The following is a 21,800-nucleotide window of genomic DNA, read 5'->3' as shown; positions in this document are numbered from 1 at the left end:
GGTGCAACAATAGAGGCATGAGCGATCTCAGTGCGTTGAATCTCGAACCGGGCGACATGGTCGGCGGCTACACTCTGGTCTCCCGCTTGGGGGCGGGTGCCATGGGATCGGTGTGGCGCGTCGTCGACGGCGGCGGGCAGTCCTATGCGATGAAGATCCTGCGCGACTCGCTGGCCGATGACGACGCGCGGTCGGCCGCTGTGCAGGATCCGAATCTCAAGGAGCATGTCACCGCGCGCGAGCGACTGCGACGCGAGGCGATGGCGCTGCGCAAGGTCTCACACCCCGGCGTGTGCGGCATCGTCGATATGGAATTGGACGACTCGCTGGCGTTCATCGTCACCGAACTCATCGACGGCCGCAACCTCAGGGACGACGTGGCCGTCAACGGCCGCTACACCGGCGACGACCTCGAACGTCTGGCGCGCAAGCTGATCGAGGCGGTCAAGGCCGTGCATGCCGCCGGACTGGTGCACCGCGACATCAAACCCACGAATGTGATGGTGAGCGCCTCCGGCCCGGTGCTGGTTGATTTCGGCATCGCCATGGGCGCGGGCGAAAGCCATGTGACCCGCACCGGTCTGGTGATGGGCACTCCCGGATTCATCGCCCCGGAGATCATCGACGGCGCGGAATCGGACGAGCAGACCGACTGGTGGTCGGTGGCCTCGGTGTTGGCGTTCGCCGCCACCGGTGCCCCCGTATTCGGCACCAAGCCGATGATGGCGGTGCTGGAGCGCGCCGCCTCCGGCAACCCCAATCTCACCGGGCTGCCCGCGAACACGATGGCCGCGTTCCGCTCCGCCCTCGCGCCGGATCGCACGCAACGGTGCTCCCCCGACCAACTGCTGCACGCCATCGCCGTGGACGCTTTGCGGCCGCTTGACGGAGGCGACCGTACCGGCGAGTCTGCGGAGGTGGTGCACCCTTTTGAGCATTCCGCGGCAGGTGCCGCGGCCTCTGCTCTCGTATCGGACGTCAATCCCCGCATGCTGTGGCGCGACGAGGACGACGCCGACATCATCCGCACCGAGGCGATGGGCGAGACGGCCGCGACCCATGCGACCCACACTGGCGATGCGGGCGATGCGGACACCGTCACGCTGGAAGAAACGGCCGCGACCACCGCGATGGACCCGCGGGCGCGACGGCTCGAGGGAACGGCGGTGATGCCGCGCGCGACGACACCACTCGAACAGGCCGGTGCCACCGCCGTGCTGCCGGCGGCGCAACCGCCCGCGTCGATACCGGTACAAGGGCAACAGTCGTGGAATCCCGCCGATCCCGCACCCACGGCGGTGGATCCGACGATCCGACCGGCCCTGCAGCGCGTGATCGATCAGGCCGCCCAATCGGTGCCCACCGAGGCGATCGCCCTCGCTCCGGCCGTCAATCCCGCCGACGTGCGGCGTGGCCGTCTGCTTAAGCGAGGCGTTCTGCCTCTTTTCGTGCTCGCGCTGCCCTTGGCGGTGTTGGCCATGCCGCTGCCGCAGGCCGCGCTGATCGCGGCCGCGGCGCTGCTGTGGCTGCTGCTCACCGCCGGATACAACACCGCATCCCAGCTGGAACGCGAGTCCAAACGCGGCGGCGCGCGTAAAGGCACCGATACGATGCTGCGCGTGGCCGCTCTGCCCTGGCATCTGCTCAAGGGGCTGCTGGCCGCCATACCGCGCGCGCTGGCGATGGCGCTGATCGTCGTGGCGCTGACGGCCGCAGGCGTGTGGGCGCTGGATCTGCCGTACGCCATGGTCGACCTGTCCGTGGGCGGATGGGTGATTCCGCTGCCGACCCTCACCGACACCGCGTTGTCGTACACCGGACTGACGCTGGCCTGCGCCACGACGGTGGGATGGCTGCTGACCGTGTTCGGTCCGCGTTCCATGATGGTGCGGCTCGGCGCCGGCGCGCTGCGCGGCGGGCGGCGAGCGGACAAGACCACGACGGGAACAGCGGCCACGCAAGCCGCGCCGCCCGAGTCCTCGCTCTGAAGCGCCCCGTCCGACCACCCGTTCCCTTGCCGCGCTATGCGTCACGCCATTCTGCCGGACCATCCTGCCAGACCATCCCGCCGCCCACAGATCCCCTTGCGCACCACAACCCATATCCTTCCTTCTCGTACCCGCCCCACTGCCAACCCGGAATTCACACGATTTCCATACCATATTCACACCGTGCACGCGTTCGGCCGAGGCATAATACGGCATCTGCCGTTATCATGGGGGCGAACAGACGTACGGGAGGAATGTCATGGCAGATCAGAAGCGTCAGGCGAAGCGCGCCACCCGCGCCGAACGTCGCGCGGCCGAGGCGGCCGCCGAACAGGCCCGCGCCGAACAGGCGGAAAGGGAACGCAAGCAGCAGACCATCATCGGACTGGTGGTGGTCATCATCATCATCGTGCTGGTGGGCATCGCCGGATTCGCGGTCTGGCGCGCCACCCACTCCAGCGACGCCGACGCGCAAAGCTCCAGCGTGACGGTCGAGGAGGCGTACGACGCGCTGCAGCAGGTGAGCGACAAGCCCGCGAACGCCGACGACCAGGGAGGATTCCTCATCTCCCAGAACGGCTACGGCACCAAGGTCGATAACGTGCCGACCCTGTCGATCTACATGGAGCCGCTGTGCCCCGGCTGCGCCAGCGTGAACCGCCAGCTCGACCCCACCCTGATCGAACTGATGAACGCCGGTCAGCTCAACCTTGATCTGCATTTCATGACCTTCCAGGATTCCAAGAGCACCGACGAATACTCCACCCGCGCGTTCAACGCGGCCGTGTACATCGCCGAGCATGACGACGACCCCGACCATCTGCTGGGCTATCTGGCCAACATCTACGCCGAGGACTTCCAGCCCGGCGAGCTGGACGACTACACCTCCGTCAGCGACGAGCAGCTCAAGGAGCAGGCCATCAACGCCGGCGTGAGCAGCGAGGTCGCCGATGCGGCGTTCAGCGGCGAATACGAGTATCAGGAGTGGCTGAAGGCCTCGGATACCTACACGATCCGCCGCGAGGAGCTGTTCTCGTCCTCCGGTTCGTTCTCCTCGCCCACCTTGACGATCAACGGCACCTACTGGTCGTTAAGCGATCTGTCGCTGGCCGATATGAGCATCGTCGACGGATTCCTCAAGTCGATCGGACTTGACGCCGACCAGGTCGGCGTGGCCGGCGAGCTGCCATCCATCGGCGCCGATGGCGAACCCATCTCCGTCACCACCGAGTGAGTTCGCGCACAGCGTCAAGCTTCACCACGGTTTCTACCGTAAACGGGTACTATCAGCCGCGGGCGCGGACAATCCGCCAACGCCACGGCGCAACGGAATTGACCGCGCGCCATCTGCTGGTATGCTAGTCATTTGTTCGGTCGACTCCATGTCGGCGGAACAGCCGCCTCTTTAGCTCAGATGGCCAGAGCGGCCGCCTTGTAAGCGGCAGGTCGTCGGTTCGATCCCGACAAGAGGCTCGTCGCGCGGGAAAACGGCGTATCATGAAGGTACGTAGTGATTCTGCGTGAGATTCTTACCTTGGGTAAGTGGTCCAGGAGCCTTCCCCCCAAATTGTATGGCTTCCTGGATAGGGCAAGGCATCCCCCCAACCAGTCCTTGCCCACACAGGGGGCGGGACATCCCCTTCTCTCCCGCCCCCTTTTTCTTCGCCCTTCATACTCTTTTTCTATGGGTTAACGGCAAATGTGCGCCTAACCGTTCGTCCATACCAGGCGCGATCAGTGTGGACGGAATGACAGTCACCGACCATTCATCCACGGTGACACATTCTTAAGTGTGGATGGATTGATAGCTGCTGACGGTTCATCCACGCCGAGCGCGTTCACCGTGGACGGAGCGGCAGTTGCTGGCCATTCGTTCACTGTGACGCTTCCCTCACCGTGGACGGAATGATGGTTACTGACAGTTCGTCCACGTCTGGCGCATTCTTCAGCGTGGATGGATTGGCGGGTATGGACCAAATTGTGTGTCTGGCTGTTCCTGTTGTTCGGTGGTGTCAGGGTATCGGGTACGGGGTGCGGGGTATGGGCTGTGGGGTGCGGGCTGTGGGATTCGTTCCGGTCTATGCCGGTGCCGCAGGCCATTGACGTGTTCGATACGGGGTATCTGCGTTAGCGGTAGTGGATTTGATGGGTTGCGGATGTCGATCTGCGTTAGCGGTAGTGCCGCATCGACGTCATAGCCGCCATCGTCGTTGGTATTCCGCCACGCATACTCGGCGGTAGGACATAAGGCCACTACCGCTAACGCAGATCGAGTTTCGCAAAGGCCCAAATCCACTACCGCTAACGCAGTTGGACTCAATCCGACCAGCCTCACCCTCGGCCCCACAACGTCGCATCCGGCTTCTCGGGGGACGACGGCCAGATGGCCGCGGATCCGCTCGAGAAAGATCACGGTCCGCTCCTCAGGCTCCAGGGTCTTCCGGGGTTATGGGCCAAATTGCGCGTCTGGTGGCTCTCAGTATTCGGTGGCACCGGGATAAGAGACACGGGTGTGGAATTCTTTCCAACCTGTGCCGGCACCGTACCGGTTGGAGATGCCGGACTCCTCTCCCACGCACGCCCGTAGAGCGCCTTTGGCGCAGTTCTTCTGTGTCTTGTTGCGGTTCGCTCCCACGCGCGCTTGTAGAGCGCCGGTTTCGAACAGATCGTCTAAGGTGAGGTCTGTTCGTTCCCACGCGCACTTGTTATAGCGCCTCGACCGGTTCGTCCGTGACGGCTTTGGCGACGCGCCACGCCACGCTCCGCTGGCGTTCGGTGTGTTGGCGGCGAAAGCGCGGATATGGCGAAGACTCATGGGTTGTGGGCACATTGGGGACGCTGGCGCGATTATCCGGCGTCGGACAGCCCCGGCCATTACGATGTAAGCCGTACCGCTCGCGAATGGAAAGAGGACTATGGCACGGCGATGGACCCCGCAACGGTTTGTGCGACTGCGACGGGCGCGCGTGATGGCATGCGTGGCCGCCGTGGTGTTGTCGTCGGGAACCGTATTCGGCATCACCGCGCGCAAAGCGGTGGCGCTGAACGTCAACGGCGAGACGACCACGGTCATCACCTATGCGACCACCACCGCCCGACTGCTCGAGGAGCAGGGCATCGACGTGAAAACCCATGATCTGGTGGAGACCTCATCCGGCGAGACGCTCGCCAACCACGCCGTCGTCACCGTGCGCAGCGCCTACCAGACCACCATCACCATCGACGGCACCGAAGTGCCGTTCTGGACCGTGGCCACCAGCGCCGACCAGCTGCTCGGCTTCTTCGAGGAGAACAACGCCAACGCCGCCAAGGTGACGGTGAATATCGACAACGTCTACAACCAGCTCACCGGCGGCCTGGTGATCAACGAATCCGGCCCCGTCACCGTCATCGCGGACGGCACGAGCTCCGTGGCGCCCAACGGCAAGCTGCCCGCCATCTCGATCCTGGATTCCAAAGGCATCACGCTGAACAAGGAGGATCGCGTCAGCGTCGAGAGGAACGATGGCGAGACGATTCTGCGCGTGCAGCGCGTCACCCACGGCGAGGAGACGCGCACGGTGGAGATCCCCTTCGACACGCAGACCATCATCGACTCCAACCTCGCCTCCGGGCAGAGCGAAATCCGCCAGCAAGGCGAAAACGGCGAGAAACAGCAGGTCTACGACGTGACTTATGTGGACGGTGTGGCCGAATCGGAAACCTTGAAGTCGGAAACCGTCACGCGTATGGCCGTCGACCAGATCATCGCCGTCGGCCCGCAAACCACCAGCGATCCGACCGACACCGGCAACGGACAGACCGACTCCGGTTCGAACACCACACAGGACGAGTCCGACGCCGGGGACAGCGACTCAGGAAGCGGCGACGCCTCTGGCGGAAACGGCGGTTCCGAAACCGGTGGAAGCGACTCGGACTCCGGAACCACAGGCGGCTCCTCATCCGGAGGCACATCCTCCGGCGGGAATACGGGCGGATCGTCGTCCGGCGGTTCCTCGTCCGGCGGATCGTCGTCCGGCGGATCGTCGTCCGGCGGATCGTCGTCCGGCGGATCGTCGTCCGGCGGTTCCTCGTCCAGTGGTTCCTCGTCCGGAGACTCCTCCAGCGGTTCGTCATCCGGGGGTTCGTCGTCCAGCGGCTCCACAAGCGGCGACGCGTCGCAGGGGCGTCTGTGGCATCCGACCCCGGCGCAGGCGCAGACCTATGCGGCGGGCGCGGCGGCGCAGCGCGGCTGGACCGGCAACGAGTGGACCTGCCTGTACAACCTGTGGATGCGCGAATCCAGCTGGCTGTGGTACGCCGAAAACCCCTATTCCGGCGCCTACGGCATCCCGCAATCCCTTCCCGGCGACAAAATGGCCACGTTCGGCGCGAACTGGCGTGACGACGCCGCCGTGCAAATCGACTGGGGACTGGCGTATATCGCCCAACGCTACGGCAGCCCATCGCAGGCATGGGCCCATTCCGAAGAGGTCGGCTGGTACTAGCCGACCGCCCGCAGCAACGAAACAGCACGTCGCCCAAAGGAACGCAAGGCATGAGCATGAACGATCTTCACCACGATGACGCCGCGGCCGCCGGCCCGCAGGAGGCCGGCCGTCTGCTCGGCGCGGCCGACATCCGCCGCATCGCCGCGGACGCGGGCATCAGCCCCACCAAGAAGTTCGGACAGAACTTCGTGATCGACCCCGGCACGGTGCGCCGCATCGTGCGCGAGGCCGGCGTCACGGCCGACGACCTCGTGATGGAGGTCGGCCCCGGATTGGGCTCGCTGACCCTGGCGATTCTGGAAACCGGCGCGACGATGACCGCCGTGGAGATCGACCCGCCGGTCGCCGAGCGTCTGCCCGGCACCATCGCCGAATTCATGCCCCAGGCGGCCGGGCGGCTCACCGTGGTCAACCGAGACGCGCTGGCCGTCACGCCGGAGAATCTGCCCGACTTCGCCGGCGAGAGGTCATTCACGCTGGTGGCGAATCTGCCGTACAACGTGGCCACGCCGATTGTGCTCACCCTGCTGGAACGCTTCGCCAACCTCGATTCCTTTCTGGTGATGGTGCAGAAGGAGGTGGCCGACCGTCTGGCCGCCGCGCCCGGCAATAAGATCTACGGCACTCCCAGCGTCAAGCTCGCCTGGTACGGGCGGGCGGAACGCGCGGGCGTCATCGGCCGCAACGTGTTCTGGCCCGCGCCGAATGTGGATTCCGCACTGGTGCGCTTCACGCGATACACGCCGGCCGAGGCGGCCGAGCTGGGATTGGACGGCGACGAGGAGATGCGCGCCCGTGTGTTCCACCTGATCGACGCGGCCTTCGGACAGCGGCGCAAAACCCTGCATGCCGCGCTGAAGCATGAGGTGCCAGGCGAGGCCTTCGAGTCCGCCGGCATCGATCCGACCCGCCGGGGCGAGACGCTCACCGTCACCGAATTCGCCGCGCTGGCGGCCGCGGCGCAGGAGGCGGAGCGATGATCGACACTGATATCATCGGCCGCACGGTGCGTGTGGACTGCCCGGCGAAAACCAATCTCACCCTGCATGTGGGAGCGCCCCGGGCGGAATGGGGTGGGCGGCACGAACTCGACACCATCTATTGCGCCATCAGCGTGTGCGATACCGTCACCGCCACCGCGAAAGCGCCCGGCACTGGCTTCTCGCTGTCCATCGAAGGCGCGCATCTGGGCGACCTGGCCTCGTCGGGCAGCGACATGCGCCGCAACCACGCCGTACTGGCGTTGTTCGCCATCGCCGAGGCCGCGGGGCGAGATCCCGATGTGGGGCTGACCATCACCAAGCGTATTCCAGTGGGCGCGGGATTGGGCGGCGGTTCGGCCGATGCGGCCGCCACCCTGCTTGCCGTGAACCGTCTGTGGGAGTTGGATTGGCCGCTGGAACGACTCAGCGAGATAGCCGCCACCTTGGGCGCGGATATGCCGTTCTGCCTCTTTGGAGGCTATGCGCGTGGAACCGGATTCGGCGAGCGGCTGGAAATCTTCGCACCCGACGGCGAGCAGGCGCGTGAACTGGCCGCCCAAGGATTCCGCGGCCACGTGTTGGTCGGCGCCTATCAGGCGCAGTTGAGCACGCCGGAGGTGTACGCCGCCTTCGACCATCTGGGAACGGACGGCACGTTGAGCAACCATCTGCAGCGCGCGGCCATCAGCCTGCATCCGCGCAGCGGACAGGCCATCGACGCGGCCGCGGGCGCCGGCGCCTCGCATGCCTTCCTCTCCGGTTCGGGGCCGTCTGTGGTCGCTTTCGCGCCCGACAATCGGACCGTGCGGGCCATCACCGACGTGTGGAGGAACGAACGGCTGGTCGACCGCATCATCGTCGCCACCGCGCCGGCCGCCCCATCGATCAGCGTCACCCAGTGACGCTAAGGTTACAAGCAAAGCGGGATGCAAAGGAACGAATATGACGCAGCATGATGAACGTCAGGCGCGCAAGGAGTATGTGCGGCAGCGCCAACGACTCGTATTCACGGTCAGCGGCGCGGCATTGGCCGTGGCTCTGGTGATCGCGCTGCTGTTCTTCTTCCATGTGTTCGGACTCGGACTGAAGGAATCGCCCGTGGTCCAACCGAATTACGGCAACACCGCGCCCTGCGCCGTCGACGGCGAGGACGGCACCAAGGCCACCTATGTGGCCAACGGCCAGGTGACCGTGCGCGTGCGCAACGGCACCGACCATATGGGTCTGGGCAGCGCGGTCGGCAACGCGTTGGCGAACCGCAACTTCACCATCCAGGTGGTGGACACCTATTCCAGCAGCAACGTGACGCGCACCGTTCTGTATTTCGGCAAAAACGCCATCAACGAAGCGTATACGCTGGCCGCCAACTTCACCGATGCGACCATGGTGATGACCGCCCGCGAGGACAAGCTCATCGACGTGGTGATCGGCGCCACCTTCAACGATTTGAGGGATACGGACGAAGTGCCGCAGGCCGGCGCTGAGATCACCAGCATCGAAGGCTGCGTGGCCGCCGACTCCATGACGGATCTGCCCGAAGACACCGAGCACACCGCCGTCTGAACGGATTTCGCCACCCTGAGCGACAACCGGCCGATAGGCACGTCATCCTGAACGAAGGCCGTTGGGCCGGAGTCGAAGGATCCCGTAATCCGTAACGCCGAAGGTTGAGGAGATCCTTCGACTCTGGCTTCGCCTTCGCTCAGGACGACATAAAAAGGACCGACTCGGCTTCGCTCAGGATGACATAAAAAGGGCCGACTCCGGCTTCGCTCAGGATGACATTCAAGAGGACCGCGCCGGGAGAGGCATATAGGGTGTCTATGACTGGACCGAGGCGTACCAGGATTTGAGTTCGGCGACGGCGACGTCATGCTCGACCGGGCCGTTATCCAAGCGGTATTCAAGCATATGCTTGTAGGCGCGGCCGACCATGGGGCCGGGCTCCAATCCGAGCAGCTCCATGATCTCGTTGCCATCCACATCGGGGCGGATCGCGTCGAAATCCTCCTGCTCCTTGAGCACGCGCACGCGCTCCTCCATCTCGTCCATCGCATGCGCGAACACCGCCGCCTTGCGACGGTTCTGCGTGGTCGCGTCGGCGCGCGTCAGACGGTTCAGACGCTCGTAGAGATGCCCCGCGTCCTTGACGTAGCGGCGCACGGCCGAATCGCTCCACGGCTCGTCCACATAGCCGTGGAATCGCAGATGCAAATTCACCAGCTCGCTCACATCCTCGACCATATGGTGGTCGAAACGCAGGGCCTTAAGCCGTTTGCGGGTCATTTTGGCGCCCACCGCGTCGTGGTGGTGGAAACTCACCTTGCCGCCGGGTTCGAAACGTCGGGTGCGCGGCTTGCCGATATCATGCATGATCGCGGCCAAGCGGAGCGTCAGATCGGGCCCGGGCACCGGACCGTCCGCGTCGGTTTCGAGCGCGATGGCCCGCTCCAGCACGATCATCGTATGCTCGAAAACGTCCTTATGGCGGTGCTTCTCGTCGATCTCCAACTGCAGGGCGGGAATCTCCGGGAACACCAGGTCGGCCAGGCCGGATTCCACCAGCGCCTCAAGACCGGCGCGCGGGCGGTCGGACAGCAGCAGTTTGACCAGTTCGTCGCGCACGCGTTCGGCGGAGACGATCGCGATGCGCTCGTTCATGCGGCAGATCGCCTCGGCGGTTTCGGGGGCGATGGTGAAGCCCAGCTGGGCTACGAACCGCACGGCGCGCATCATGCGCAGCGGATCGTCGGCGAAGGACTGTTCGGGATCGACCGGCGTGCGCAACACGCCCTTGGCCAGATCGCCGGCGCCTCCAAAGGGATCGACGAATTCCAAGTCGGGCACGCGCAGCGCCATCGCGTTGACGGTGAAGTCGCGACGCGACAGGTCGCCTTCGAGCGTGTCGCCGTAATTGACCTCGGGTTTGCGCGAGTCGGGATCGTAGGTGTCGGATCGGTAGGTGGTGACCTCCACCTGCACTTCGGTGCCGTCGGCGCGTCGGCGCATGGCGCCCAGCGTGCCGAATTTGCGGCCCATATCCCAAAAGCCGTCATGGCCCCAACGGCGCAGGATCGGTTCGAATTCCTCGGGTTTGGCCGAGGTGCAGAAATCCAGATCATGGCTGGGGCGGCGCAGCAGCACATCACGCACCGGCCCGCCGACCAACGCCAGCTCATACCCCTGTTCAGCGAACAGTCGACCAAGTTCGATGGCTTCGGGCCATACTTCGAAATCCAATTGGCACCCTTCCTGGCTGTCTTTTTTCTGCCCTACCAGCATACCGTTACCCCACCTGCACACACAGTTGAGTAAGGTGGGTAGCATGATTACGCCCGCCGACCTCGCCCGCATGCTCGCACATGCCGCCGATGCCGCGGACAACTATACCCAAGATCGCCTGCTGTACACCTCGCAATCCGCGGATGGGACGACGTTCGCCGCCTCCATCACCGTGCGTGGGTCCGGCGACACTCCGGACGCGACGCAAGCCGCGCAAGACGAGACGCAGGCCTCCAGCTCGACGCCCACGCCATCCGGTCCCACACCGAAGATGATGCCGCGCCGCCGATCGTCGGACGGCCCCACCACCTTCGCCTCGTTGGATGCGCAGGAACTGCCGGTGGTCCGCGAATACTCCGCCGGCGGGCTGGTGTTCGACGATCAGGGCCGCGTGGCGATCATCGCCAGGCATTCGCGCAGCGGGCATCTCGAATGGTGCCTGCCGAAAGGTCATATCGAAAAGGGCGAGACGCCCCAGCAGACCGCCGTGCGCGAAGTGCATGAGGAGACGGGGATCCTCGGCGAGGTGATCGACTCCATCGCCACCATCGACTACTGGTTCACCGGCACCACGCAACGCGTGCACAAACTCGTGCACCATTTCGCGCTCAAACGCATCGGCGGCGAACTCACCGTCGAAGGCGATCCGGACCATGAGGCCGAGGATGCGATCTGGGTGGATTTCAAGGATCTGGACGACGTGCTGAGCTACCCCAACGAGCGCCGCATCGCGTGGCTGTACGCACGCAAAATGAACAGGCAGGCTGACGAGTGACCCTACCAGCTTTCCCCACGCACGGACGAAACCGCAACGCGTCACGATTCCACCGGCTGGGTGCCGCCGCATGCGCGTTCGTCTGCGCCGCCATGCTGTCCATCGGCATGCTCGGCGCCCCGCCCGCATACGGCGATGAAGGCGAAACCTCGCAGGCGGAATCCACGCAGACCACGCAGACCACGCAAACCGATGTCGCCGATGCCAGCACCATCACCATCGACCAGTCCACCGCCGTGGTCAGCTCGACATCCGGCTACCATCTCGTCGCCACCGTCACCAACCGTACGGAACAGGACCTGCCGGCGGGCACGCTCACCGTCTCCACCAACGCGGCGTACACCTTCGTTTCGCGCACGGATATTCAGGATTGGGCGGACGGACAGGCGAACATCCCCACCCCCAACGAGTTGGGCACGGTTCAGGTCCCGACCCTCGCGATCGGAGAGTCCGCCACGGTGAGTCTCGACGTGGACAGCGCGCAGACCGCGCTCAGCTCCATCGCCACCTGGGGACCCAAGCCCTTGCGCATCACCTATCAGACGCAGGAGTCGACCGAGTTCCTCCACACCTTTCTGACGCGTTCGTCGGACGGACTGTCCATGCAGCAGACGCCCGCCATGGGACTGACCGTGGCCATGCCGCTGACCAGCGACCAATGGCAGACCGACGACGAAGCGATCGACGATCTCATCTCCGGCGATATCGACGGCGCGGATGACGAGGAGACGGCGTCCGCCGCGCGTGACAAGGCCGCGCAGGCCGTCGTGACGCTCGGCACCGAAGACAGCAAAGCCGTCAAAGCCCGCGAACAGGCCTTCGCCAATCATCCGATGCTGCAGATCGTCGCCGACCCGTCGTATCTCAACGCGGTGCAGATGCCGCCGCAGGTCGCGGGCATCACCCAACCCGGCACATTCGACATCACCGACTACGCCGCCTACGACGACGCCGACGCCTACACGCAGGCGGGCGTCTCCACCGATCAGTGGAACGCGCAGGCGGCGCAGGCCCTCTACCGAACGGCTTTGGGCGATGAGAACGCCTCGGCCGCCACCTACGCCTGGCAAGGCGAACGCGACTGGAGCGCGCAGGCGCTCAACCAGGCGGCGCAGCAGGGATACGACACGGTGATCGCCACGGCCTCCTTCGACCAGGACGAAACCGACACCGTGCACACCGGCACCTATACGGTGCACACCAACGCCGGCGACGTGACCGTGCTCAGCGAACAGCGCGAACTGGGCAAACTGGCCAAGGGACAGGCCCTCAGCGAGACGACCACGGCCGAGACCACCGACGCCGGCCTGCTCGCGCGGTTCATGGCGCAAAGCGCGTTCTACCAGATGGAGCAGCCCTACACGTCGCGCAACCTGCTGGTCACCTTGGACGCCGACGCCGACGCCGAATGGATCAACCAGCTGATGAGCGCCGTGGAGCAGGCCTCATGGCTGTCCCTCACCGATCTGAGCACGATGGCGGCCGCCGAAGCGTATGACGAGTTGGATATGGATCAGGTCGGCAATAGCGATCAAAGCGCCACGGACGCGCTGGCCGGCACACTGGCCACGCTGGGGGCGACGCGCAGCGACATCACCCGCCTGCGCACGGCCATTCTGGACGACGCCGACACCACCGACGGCAACGATTCAGGCTCGCGGTCCAGGGAGTCGACCAGCGCCGACGAATGGATCGCCATGCTGTTAAGCGCGCATGACATCATGGCCCTGCACGCGCTGGGCGCCGCGGACGGCAGCGCCGCGCGCACGCAGATGACCGAAGGGCTGCAGCTGCTGTCGAACACACTGTACGATTCGGTGACCATCACACCCTCCGAATCGGTGACCGTGGTGAGCGAATCCGCGCAGATGCCGGTGACCGTCAGCAACACGCTGCCGTACGCCGTGCGCGTGCGCGTCTCGTCCCTGACCGATTCCATGCAGATCGTCACCTCACGCATCGCGGACGTCACCGTGCCTGCGAAGGGCGAGGAGCAGGTCACCTTCACCATCCGCGTCTCCACCTCCGGATCCGCCACCGCGACCATCGCCTTGCAGGACCGCGATGGCAACGCCTTCGGTGCCACCCAGAACACGCCCATCACCAGCGTGCTGCGCATCAGCGACATGAGCGGATTCGTGATCATCGGTTTCGCCGTGCTGCTGGGCGCGCTCGGACTGTGGCGCCAATTTCATCGCAAGAAGGATGCGAACGCATGAGTTCTTCCGTCGGACGTAATTCGCTGATCATGGCCAGCGGCACCGCGGCCTCGCGCGTGACCGGGCAGATCCGCACGATTCTGCTGGCGGCGGCCATGGGCACCACCGGCCTCGCCGCCAACGCCTACCAGGCCGGCACCATGATCCCCCAAGCGGTGTTCACGCTGATCTCCGGCGGCATCTTCAACGCCGTGCTGGTGCCGCAGATCGTGCGCACCTTGAAGGAGCGCGACGCCGAGGAACGGCTGAACAAGCTCATCACCCTGGCCATCACCCTGCTGTTGGGCATCACGCTGCTGATGGCCGCCGCCACCCCGCTGCTGACCAGACTGTACGTCAGCGGCGGCGAGGATATGCTGGCGCTGACGACCGCCTTCACCCTGTGGTGCATGCCGCAGATCTTCTTCTACGGCCTCTATACGGTGCTGGGCCAGATTCTGGCCGCAAAGAACCATTTCGCCACCTATGCGTGGAGTTCGGTGGGCGCCAATGTGATCAGCTGCGCCGGATTCACCGCCTTCATCCTGCTGTTCGGCAAAGCCAACGAACAGCCCCTGGATTTCTGGACCGCCGACAAGGTGACGATGACCGCGGGCGTATGGACGCTGGGCGTGGCTTTTCAGGCGCTGATACTCTTCATCCCCCTGCGTCGCGTCGGCATCCGGTACCGACCCAGCTGGGGCGTCCATGGCATCGGTCTGCGTGCGATGGGACCGGTTGCGGTGTGGAGCTGCGCCATCGTGGTCGTCGACCAGATCACCACGATGGTGAACACGCGTATCATGTCCAGCGCGCCGGCCGCGGCCCATGAGGCCACCGGCATTTCGCTGTACGACGTGGCCGGCAACGCCACCTATCAGAACGCCTTCACCATCTACGTCCTGCCATATTCGCTGATCGCCGTTTCGGTGGGCACGGCCGTGTTTCCGAAGATCTCGGCAGCCATCGCCGAACGCCGTCTGGATTTGGCACGCAACGATCTGAGTTATTCGCTGCGCACCGTGGGCGTGCTGATGCTGTTCTTCACCACGGCCTTCGCGGTGATGCCGGCGCCGATCACGCTGGTGCTGCTGCCCTCCATCAGCGTCAAGGAGGCGCTGCTGATCGCCTCGCCGTTGATGACGCTGGGATTCGCGTTGCCCATCACCGGCGCGTTCATCATCATCCAGCGCACGTTCTACGCCTTTGAGGACGGACGCTCGCCATTCCTGTTCCAGACGTTGTATTCCGTCATTCAGCTGACGATCATCCTGCTCGCCACGGTTTTCGTCGATCCCACCCGCTGGGTGTGGTGCTTCGCCCTTTCCGCGGTCATCGCCTATCTGGTGTCCTTCCCACTGCTGGTGATCCGTTTGCGGAAGCGCTTCGAGGGAACCATGGATGGCAGGCGCATCGCCACAACCTATGGCAAGGCGATACTCGCGGCGGCCGCCGCGATCGCCGCCGGACGTCTGCTCAGCGGCCCCGCGCAATCGCTGCTGGGCATCAGTCTCGACGCGGACGACGGCACCATGAACTGGTTCCAGGCCGTGGGCCTGTGCGTGCTGCTCACCATCGTGATCACCGTGGTGTATGTGGGCGTGCTCTGGCTGACGCGTTCCGAGGAGCTGCTGGGCATCGTCGATATGGTGATGGGCAAGCTGGGCCTGCGCGCGTCGGGCACCCGCGGGGCCGATGACGGCGACATTACCCCTGACGAGTCACATTCCGGCGATTTTCCGCCCCAAACGGCCAGTCCCATGGATAGAATGACACCAGCGATGCCGCACGAACCGGCAGACCATCATGTAACGGAGTCGAAGGGTACTATGAAACCGCAGCTGGGAGATACCATCATCAGCCGCTACACCTTGGTGTCGCTGTTGCGCGACGAGCCTGGTGTGCAGGCCTGGCGAGCCAATGACCGTATGCTGGCTCAGGATTGCCAGCTGTTCATCATCACCGACGGCACATCGCTGCAGACCGTCAACAGCATCGCCTCGACCATGGCTCTGACGCCGCAACGCCAGCATGTGCAGGTGCTGCAGCTGCACCAGAACGATGAGACCTCGCTGATCGTCACCAAACTGGACGAAGGCATCTCGCTGAGCGAATATATGAGGCTGGGGCACCAGCCGCTCGGCAACGCCGCGATCCGTTCCATTCTGGGCGAGGTGCTGCAGGTCGCGCGCACGCTGATCGACGCCGGCGTGCCTGCGGTGCGTCTGACCACCGATACGATTCGTCTCACCTCTTCGGGTATTCAGCTGGCCGACGCTCCGCTGGGACCGATGATTGTGAATCCTTCCGTCACGCTGGTACCGGCCGCCGAAACCGACCGGCAGGGTGCCGACGTGCCCAGCACCACGGCCATCCGCCAGATCGCGGCGCTGTTGCTGGCGTTGCTGACGCGCACGCCCAGCGACCAGTGCACCGCCGAGATGGCGCGGGACCTCTCCGATGACATCCCCGGCGAATTCCGTCTGATCGTGCGCCGTGGTCTGGCCGTGCGGGATGCCGACGGGGGCGAATTGGCGATGGAATCCTTCGCCGAGCTGGATGCGCTGCTGGGCGAATGGACCGCGTTGCGCGAGCTGGGTGACCAGGATATCGTGCTGCCGCTGAGCGATGGCGGATGCTCCATCCAACAGGTGCCGCTGATGCCCGTTGACCCCGGTTCCGTCCATGAGCTGCCGGCTTCCATGATCAGCGCGGAGCATATGCCCGATCTCTCAATTGACACTTCGTCAAATTCTGTCACCATGCCTAGGGGCACCGAATCCAGGCCCGACGTTCTGGCCAAGCCAGGCGCTTTCGCCCAGAACCATAACTTCAGATCATGGGATTTCACCCTCGGAGGTGGCGACGCCGCCGACGACTGGTATCCCGCCTTCGATGAGGGGACCTCGCCCGCCACCGCCACGGACGGCGCGCAATTGACCGTGCCGATCTCCGTCGGATCGCTGGACGACACCGCGTTGATCACGCCGCAATCCGAAATCGAAGCCACCAGCCGCATTCCGGTGATCGGCGAGGATGGACAGCCGAAGCCGATGGTGCCGATGTCCACGGCTCAGCTGGAATTGGAGGAGGAACAGCGCCGAAGCCAAGCGGCGATCACCCCCGCTCCCCCGAGTTTCACCCCGACCCAGCAGCCGGAACAGAACGACGACGCGCCGGATGACGAGCCACTTGCCGACGAGCGTCTGTTCGGACGTCTCACCACCAAATTGGTGGTGGTGATCGTGGCCGCGGTGATCACCGTCCTCGCAGCCGTTCTGGCCGTGTACGCCTTGCGGCCGAATTCGAACACCGATGGCATCGTCGACGACACGTCGAACAGCACCTCCAACTGGCCGCAGATGGATCTTGAGAAGGTTCCGTTCGGCAATAGCGACACCACGCAGGATTCGAGCGATTCGAGCGATTCGACGTCGAACGGCGAGACGGACGGTGATGGCTCCGATAGCGCCAACACCGATACGGATACCGACGGGGGTGAGGGAGCTGATGACTCCACCGGCTCCGATACCGAGCCGATCACCGCCGACCGCGAGGTGAGCGCCGTGCCGGAACCGCGACATGAGAACGATACGGCCTTCACCATCGTCAGCCAGAACTTCCTGACGAACCCCGCCGGACAGCAGGGCTACGCCTTCCATATGCGACTCGACCAGCCGCAGGACACCTATCGTATGACGATCACCATCCGTTCCTCGGGCGGTAGGGGCTACATCATCGCCAACAGCGATTCGGATCCCACCCAAGGCGAACAGGTGGCCGATTTCACCTTCGCGGAGGGCGGCACCACCGAAGTGCGTTTCACCCGTGTGGTGAACACGCAGGATCTGCTGCTCTGGGTGCCGATCGACAGCCTGCCGAATAACCAGCTCTACATCGAGCGCGTGGAGGTGTTCTAAACCCGTATACGGGGAGGTGTTTCCAACGCCTCCCTATAGATCCCTCTCCTGTTGTTCCATGAGGCGAGTTTTCCGTATCTCTTAGGCGAAGCATATCTTGCTGTCATCCTGAGCGGAACGCAGTGGAGTCAAAAGATCTCCGATTGACGAGATTGGAGATCCTTCGACTTCGTTCGCTTCGCTCAGGATGACGGAAAAGGCGCGTTTAACCGACAGGAACGGGCGTGGTCCGTAAAGACTACACCCACTGGGATTCGGTGGAGACGGTGGCTTCACTTCCGGGGACAAGAAGCGAGAGGATGCGGTCCATATCCTCCGGAGAGGAGAACACAATTTCGATGCGACCATGCTTGGCGGTGCCTTTGATGGCCACCTTGGTGTCGAAATGGTTCTCCAGGCTCTGTTGGATCGCCGAGCCGACCCACGGATTGGTTTTGCTGGTTTTGACCTTCTTGGGCTGCTCCCCCGCGGCGACCTTCATCGCCACGATCTCTTCGGTGCTCCGCACCGACAGTCCTTCGGCGATGATGCGCGTTGCCAGCTTATCCATCTCGTCGACGTCGGTCAGGCCGAGCAACGCGCGTGCGTGGCCCGCGCTGAGCACGCCCGCGGCGACTTTTTTCTGCACCAATGCCGGCAGATTCAGCAGACGTAGCGTGTTGGCGATCTGCGGACGGGATTTGGACACCGATTTCGACAACTGCGCCTGCGTCAGACCGAACTCCTCGATCATCTGCTGATAGGCCGCGGCCTCTTCCAAAGGGTTCAGCGCCACGCGATGCAGATTCTCCAGCAACGCGTCACGGAGCATATCGTCATCGGATGTGGTTTTCACAATGGCCGGGATGGTCTCCAAACCCGCCAGCTGCGAAGCCCTCCAACGACGCTCGCCCATAATCAGCTCGTATGGACTGTCCATCGCGCCGACGGAATGGTTGCCGGATTCGGCCTGAGCGCCGGACTGTTGCGCGGCGGCGATTTGCTCGGCGGGACGCCGGCGCACCACAATGGGCTGGAGCACACCGACTTCGGTGATCGAGGCGGCCAGCTCGTTCAGATCGTCCTCATCGAATACCGTTCGCGGCTGATGTGCATTGGGGCCGATCTCGTTGAGGCTTAATTCCGCCAGATAGCCCCCCTCAACGGGATTGAGCTCAGGTTCGGCCGCGTTATCGGCTGTATCCTGCTTCAATGTTTCACGTGAAACATCCTTCTCCGTTGTTTTCGCCGCGCTATCGGCGGTCGTTTTTGTCGATCGCTTGGAGGTTTTCGAGCCGATTGAAGACGTCGACGCTGTGGGTTTCCCATCATCGGAGGCCGTATCGGACGCCGTCGCGACATCGGCGCCACCAAAGAACAGATCGCTGGGATGGGTTATCTCATCGAGTGCCGGCATCGAGGCGCGCTTGGAACGCGCGGATTTGGCGGAGACTGATTCCTTCGCCGAGTTGTTCGCGGTGGAATCCGCTGTTTTGTTCCGCACTTTCGCCGTCGTACTCGTCATAGGCGCAGGCTGTTGCGTGACGGGCTGTTCGGTAGGCGTCGCTGTGGCCTCCACCGGATTTTCTCCGGGCAATGCCGGGAACAGCGCGCCCAATCCTTTGCCAAGTCGGGATTTCGAAGTCATGCGTTATTCCTCCTCGCATCAATCGCTTCCAACACGCTCGGGGAACGACGTGCAATTTCCAATGCCGCCTCGCCGTAGGCGATGGCGCCCATGCCTTTGGGATCGTAGGTCACCACGCTTTGGGAAAAGCTCGGCGCCTCGGATATCTTCACCGTCCGCGGTATCGTCGCGTCGAGCACGATGTTGGGGTAATGTCCCTTCACCTCGCCGAACACCTCACGGCTGAGCAAGGTTCGTTTATCGAACATCGTGATCAGCATGGTGGATACCAACAGCACGGGATTGAAATGCTGCTGCACCAAACCGATGGTGTTGATCAGCTGCCCCAATCCTTCCAAGGCATAATATTCCGCCTGAATGGGGATCATCATCTCGGTGACCGCGCACATCGCGTTGATCACCAGAAGTCCCAGACTGGGTGGGCAATCGATGAACACATAATCGTAATGGATGTCGGGATCGTCAAGGTAGACATCCAACGCCTCTTTAAGCAGCGTATTGCGATTCGGCAGTTCAGCCACTTCCAATTCCGCGCCACTGAGGTCGATGGAGGCGGGCACCACATCCAAAGTGGGTAGCTGCGGGCATGTGGACACCACCTCCGCCATAGGGAGTCGTCCTTCCAGAACCTCATATACCGACGGTTTACCCGACGTATGGTCGATTCCCAATGCGGTGGAGGCGTTGCCCTGCGGATCCATATCGATCACCAACACATGGGCTCCGTTATCGGCAAGTGCGGCGGCGACATTCACCGTGGATGTGGTTTTGCCGACACCGCCTTTCTGATTGGCGACGGCGATGCGGCGGGTACGGGCCGGACGCGGGAACCGGGCATGTTTCAATGCGTCATAACGCGAGGACTCCTCCGCCATCTGCATCCCCACCGACGACGAGTCGCTGTCAAAGATACGCTGCAACGTATCCGACGCTGATTCCATCGGCTGCGACGTATCATGCGAGCCAGTCATCGTACCTCCTTGACCATGGGACTTGTTCCAAGTGTTCCTATGCGTATGGACATGGCGAACCACTATCCACAGTTATCCACATAAATGTGGATAACTGTGGATAACTGTGGATTCACGCACGGAAATTCCGAACACCCCTTCTTGTAATCGTTGATATTGCAATGTTTTCTAGATCGTGGACAACGCTGTGCAATATTGTGGATAACTTTTTGAACTCGACAAAATGTGGATAACTCGGCTACCGCTTATCCACCAGCACCACGTGGGTGGGTTCCAGCCCATCCCCCACAGGCGCCTCCACAACCCGCGGACGCTGACCACCATATCGTGCGATCTCCTGTGACGCCTTGGTGAGCTCCGCCTGAGCGGAACGTCCTTTCAACGCCACCAGTCGGCCATGCGGTTTCAGCAATGGCAACGTCCATCCGGAGAGTTTCGTCATCGGTGCCACGGCGCGACAGGTCACCACATCAAACGGTCGAACGCGGTGTTTACGGATATCGGCGATCACTTCCTCCGAACGGGCACGCACCACGGTCACATTGCGCAGTCCGCATTCCTCCACACATTCCTTCAGCCATTCCACACGGCGTTCCATTGGTTCGACCAACGTGAATCGACATTCCGGCAGACAGGACGCAGCGACGATACCGGGAAATCCACCACCGCTGCCGATATCAGCCACAGTGGCATTGGCTCGGTCACCGATCGACTCTCGTATGAACGGCACGATAGCGGCGGAATTGAGAATATGCCGCTCCCAGAGAATATCGACATCCCGCGGACCGATCAATCCTCGTGGCTCACCTTCATTGGTGAGTTTCACGTGAAACATCGTCATCGCAGGCAATGCGTCACCCAGCACATCGACAAGTATGGATGAGCCATCAAGCTGATCGGTCATAGATCCCCTTCCGACGTTCAGCAAAAGAGGGAGTCATTGACTCCCTCGATGTTTCACGTGAAACCTCTTACTCGTCGATGGCATCCTCAATGGAATCATCAACGATTTCGTCGATCATCTCAGCGGATTCAGCAGAGTTCTTGAGATACACCGTGACGTAACGACGCGGTTCCTCACCATGGGAGCGGGACTTCAATCCCTCCTCACGCACCACATCATGTACGACCTTGCGCTCAAAGGAGTTCATCGGCTTCAGGTCGACCGGCTCACCGGTCTCCTTCACATCGTCGATGGCATCCAAAGCGATATCGCGCAGACGCTGGCGCTTGCGCTTCAGGAATCCGTCGACATCCACGATCAGATGCGAACGCTCACCGGTTTTCTGCTGCACGGCAAGTCGGGTGAGCTGCTGCAGAGCGTCGACCACTTCACCATTGCTACCGATCAGATGCTTGATATCGGTATCGTCATCCGCGACGATCTGCACCATCGGACGACCGTTGCGCACACCCATCTCGATGTCGCCTTCATAATCGGCGATATCAAGCAAACCCTCCAGATAATCCGCGGCGATATCAGCTTCATCGTTGAGCTGATCCATCGTCCTCTCGTCGTCTTGAGCCATATCAATACTCCTTTATGCGGCGGTCAAGTCCATAGCT

General features: G+C 63.1%; 14 protein-coding genes and 1 tRNA gene. 10 read left to right on the top strand and 5 right to left on the bottom strand.

Going from position 1 to position 21,800, the window contains the following annotated elements; genetic code table 11:
* The first annotated feature begins 17 nt into the window (after nucleotides 1-17).
* The 7 genes from BE0216_RS07720 (at nucleotide 18) to BE0216_RS07690 (ending at nucleotide 9,024) form a co-directional block, all read left to right on the top strand.
* Complete coding sequence (locus BE0216_RS07720) at nucleotides 18-1,988, top strand: serine/threonine-protein kinase (RefSeq protein WP_094637482.1); 1,971 nt, start codon at nucleotides 18-20, stop codon at nucleotides 1,986-1,988.
* A 259-nt stretch (nucleotides 1,989-2,247) separates the two neighbouring features.
* Nucleotides 2,248-3,222 (top strand): DsbA family protein, encoded by a 975-nt coding sequence (locus tag BE0216_RS07715; RefSeq protein ID WP_094637483.1) that lies wholly within the window; start codon nucleotides 2,248-2,250, stop codon nucleotides 3,220-3,222.
* Nucleotides 3,223-3,387: 165 nt separating this feature from the next.
* Nucleotides 3,388-3,461, top strand: a tRNA-Thr gene (locus BE0216_RS07710).
* A gap of 1,442 nt (nucleotides 3,462-4,903) precedes the next feature.
* Nucleotides 4,904-6,475, top strand: coding sequence for an aggregation-promoting factor C-terminal-like domain-containing protein (locus BE0216_RS07705; RefSeq protein WP_094637484.1), 1,572 nt, complete (start codon nucleotides 4,904-4,906; stop codon nucleotides 6,473-6,475).
* 56 nt (nucleotides 6,476-6,531) lie between these two features.
* On the top strand, nucleotides 6,532-7,458 hold the full coding sequence (gene rsmA, locus BE0216_RS07700; RefSeq protein WP_094637534.1) for a 16S rRNA (adenine(1518)-N(6)/adenine(1519)-N(6))-dimethyltransferase RsmA: 927 nt from the start codon (nucleotides 6,532-6,534) through the stop codon (nucleotides 7,456-7,458).
* Nucleotides 7,455-8,363: a 4-(cytidine 5'-diphospho)-2-C-methyl-D-erythritol kinase gene (locus BE0216_RS07695; protein WP_094637485.1), complete on the top strand. Its 909-nt coding sequence runs from the start codon at nucleotides 7,455-7,457 to the stop codon at nucleotides 8,361-8,363. The genes rsmA and BE0216_RS07695 overlap by 4 nt, the downstream gene beginning before the upstream one ends.
* A 40-nt stretch (nucleotides 8,364-8,403) precedes the next feature.
* Nucleotides 8,404-9,024, top strand: coding sequence for a LytR C-terminal domain-containing protein (locus BE0216_RS07690; protein ID WP_094637486.1), 621 nt, complete (start codon nucleotides 8,404-8,406; stop codon nucleotides 9,022-9,024).
* 258 nt (nucleotides 9,025-9,282) lie between these two features.
* Here BE0216_RS07690 and BE0216_RS07685 read toward each other — a convergent pair whose 3' ends face one another.
* The gene (locus BE0216_RS07685) at nucleotides 9,283-10,701 is read right to left on the bottom strand and encodes a CCA tRNA nucleotidyltransferase (protein ID WP_094637487.1); all 1,419 of its coding nucleotides are present in this window, start codon (nucleotides 10,699-10,701) and stop codon (nucleotides 9,283-9,285) included.
* 85 nt (nucleotides 10,702-10,786) lie between these two features.
* Between BE0216_RS07685 and BE0216_RS07680 the strand changes: the two genes are divergently transcribed.
* From BE0216_RS07680 to BE0216_RS07670, 3 genes are read left to right on the top strand one after another with little or no spacing between them, the layout of a single operon-like run.
* Nucleotides 10,787-11,518, top strand: a complete 732-nt coding sequence (locus BE0216_RS07680) for an NUDIX hydrolase (RefSeq protein WP_094637488.1) — start codon at nucleotides 10,787-10,789, stop codon at nucleotides 11,516-11,518.
* A gap of 56 nt (nucleotides 11,519-11,574) precedes the next feature.
* Nucleotides 11,575-13,737: a DUF6049 family protein gene (locus tag BE0216_RS07675; RefSeq protein WP_404801828.1), complete on the top strand. Its 2,163-nt coding sequence runs from the start codon at nucleotides 11,575-11,577 to the stop codon at nucleotides 13,735-13,737.
* Complete coding sequence (locus BE0216_RS07670) at nucleotides 13,734-17,636, top strand: murein biosynthesis integral membrane protein MurJ (RefSeq protein WP_094637489.1); 3,903 nt, start codon at nucleotides 13,734-13,736, stop codon at nucleotides 17,634-17,636. The genes BE0216_RS07675 and BE0216_RS07670 overlap by 4 nt, the downstream gene beginning before the upstream one ends.
* A 238-nt stretch (nucleotides 17,637-17,874) precedes the next feature.
* Here the strand turns inward: BE0216_RS07670 and BE0216_RS07665 are convergent, their stop codons facing one another.
* From BE0216_RS07665 to BE0216_RS07650, 4 genes are all read right to left on the bottom strand, one after another.
* On the bottom strand, nucleotides 17,875-19,263 hold the full coding sequence (locus BE0216_RS07665; RefSeq protein ID WP_094637490.1) for a ParB/RepB/Spo0J family partition protein: 1,389 nt from the start codon (nucleotides 19,261-19,263) through the stop codon (nucleotides 17,875-17,877).
* Nucleotides 19,260-20,204: a ParA family protein gene (locus BE0216_RS07660; RefSeq protein WP_169714295.1), complete on the bottom strand. Its 945-nt coding sequence runs from the start codon at nucleotides 20,202-20,204 to the stop codon at nucleotides 19,260-19,262. Before BE0216_RS07660 ends, BE0216_RS07665 begins: the two co-directional genes overlap by 4 nt.
* A 268-nt stretch (nucleotides 20,205-20,472) precedes the next feature.
* Nucleotides 20,473-21,138 carry a 16S rRNA (guanine(527)-N(7))-methyltransferase RsmG gene (gene rsmG / locus BE0216_RS07655; RefSeq protein ID WP_094637492.1) on the bottom strand — a complete coding sequence of 222 codons (666 nt, stop codon included), beginning with the start codon at nucleotides 21,136-21,138 and terminating at the stop codon, nucleotides 20,473-20,475.
* 67 nt (nucleotides 21,139-21,205) lie between these two features.
* Nucleotides 21,206-21,763, bottom strand: a complete 558-nt coding sequence (locus tag BE0216_RS07650; protein WP_094637493.1) for a Jag family protein — start codon at nucleotides 21,761-21,763, stop codon at nucleotides 21,206-21,208.
* Nucleotides 21,764-21,800: the final 37 nt, after the last annotated feature.

Origin of the sequence: Bifidobacterium eulemuris, assembly GCF_014898155.1 — a bacterium.
Classification (GTDB): domain Bacteria; phylum Actinomycetota; class Actinomycetes; order Actinomycetales; family Bifidobacteriaceae; genus Bifidobacterium; species Bifidobacterium eulemuris.
The sequence above is the reverse complement of the archived record's forward strand: the minus strand, read 5'-3'. Positions and strand labels throughout refer to the sequence as shown.

Bases quoted from the DNA above. Each gene is read 5' to 3' on its own strand.
- BE0216_RS07720 (WP_094637482.1), top strand. From the start codon at position 18: ATGAGCGATCTCAGTGCGTTGAATCTCGAACCGGGCGACATGGTCGGC.
- BE0216_RS07715 (WP_094637483.1), top strand. From the start codon at position 2,248: ATGGCAGATCAGAAGCGTCAGGCGAAGCGCGCCACCCGCGCCGAACGT.
- BE0216_RS07705 (WP_094637484.1), top strand. From the start codon at position 4,904: ATGGCACGGCGATGGACCCCGCAACGGTTTGTGCGACTGCGACGGGCG.
- rsmA (WP_094637534.1), top strand. From the start codon at position 6,532: ATGAACGATCTTCACCACGATGACGCCGCGGCCGCCGGCCCGCAGGAG.
- BE0216_RS07695 (WP_094637485.1), top strand. From the start codon at position 7,455: ATGATCGACACTGATATCATCGGCCGCACGGTGCGTGTGGACTGCCCG.
- BE0216_RS07690 (WP_094637486.1), top strand. From the start codon at position 8,404: ATGACGCAGCATGATGAACGTCAGGCGCGCAAGGAGTATGTGCGGCAG.
- BE0216_RS07680 (WP_094637488.1), top strand. From the start codon at position 10,787: ATGATTACGCCCGCCGACCTCGCCCGCATGCTCGCACATGCCGCCGAT.
- BE0216_RS07670 (WP_094637489.1), top strand. From the start codon at position 13,734: ATGAGTTCTTCCGTCGGACGTAATTCGCTGATCATGGCCAGCGGCACC.
- BE0216_RS07665 (WP_094637490.1), bottom strand. From the start codon at position 19,263: ATGACTTCGAAATCCCGACTTGGCAAAGGATTGGGCGCGCTGTTCCCG.
- BE0216_RS07660 (WP_169714295.1), bottom strand. From the start codon at position 20,204: ATGGAATCAGCGTCGGATACGTTGCAGCGTATCTTTGACAGCGACTCG.
- rsmG (WP_094637492.1), bottom strand. From the start codon at position 21,138: ATGACCGATCAGCTTGATGGCTCATCCATACTTGTCGATGTGCTGGGT.
- BE0216_RS07650 (WP_094637493.1), bottom strand. From the start codon at position 21,763: ATGGCTCAAGACGACGAGAGGACGATGGATCAGCTCAACGATGAAGCT.